Consider the following 797-nt stretch of genomic DNA (forward strand, 5'->3'; position numbering starts at 1 on the left):
AATTCGTCTTCACCATTGAAGTCTGCATCTGGAGTGTAAGTCACGGTACCGTCAGCGTTAATCGCTACTGTCCCGTTTGTACCATCGGTGACTGACGCAACAGGAGATGTGACACCATCTGCATCGGTATCATTTGCGACTACATCGATAACTACTGGGGTATCTTCGTCAGTCGTTGCTGAATCGGCTACTAATGCTGTGTCATCGGCCACTGGATCAACCGTCACTGTCACGGTTTCTGTATTGCCATCTTCATTAGTGTAAGTAAATTCGTCTTCACCATTAAAGTCTGCGTTTGGTGTGTAAGTTACGGTGCCGTCAGCGTTAATCGCTACTGTCCCGTTCGTGCCGTCTGTTACTGACGCAACAGGAGATGTGACACCATCTGCATCCGTATCATTTGCGACGACATCGATAACCACTGGCGTATCTTCATCAGTTGTTGCGCTGTCCGCGACTAATACTGTGTCATCGGCCACTGGTTCAACTGTTACTGTGACCGTTTCTGTATTGCCATCTTCGTTAGTGTACGTAAATTCGTCTTCACCATTAAAGTCTGCGTTTGGTGTGTAAGTCACGGTGCCGTCAGCGTTAATCGCTACTGTCCCGTTCGTGCCGTCTGTCACTGACGCAACAGGTGATGTGACGCCATCTGCATCCGTATCATTTGCAACGACATCAATCACCACTGGCGTATCTTCATCAGTCGTTGCTGAATCGGCTACTAATACTGTGTCATCGGCCACTGGATCAACCGTCACTGTGACCGTTTCTGTATTGCCATCTTCATTAGTGTA

1 protein-coding gene is annotated in these 797 nt (G+C 48.2%); it reads right to left on the minus strand.

Annotated elements, in window-relative coordinates:
• Positions 1 to 797 (minus strand): Ig-like domain-containing protein (locus V5290_RS17310; protein ID WP_333388764.1); only part of this gene is annotated, 797 nt, incomplete at both ends.

Source organism: Psychromonas arctica, from assembly GCF_036697365.1.
GTDB classification, from domain to species: domain Bacteria; phylum Pseudomonadota; class Gammaproteobacteria; order Enterobacterales; family Psychromonadaceae; genus Psychromonas; species Psychromonas arctica_A.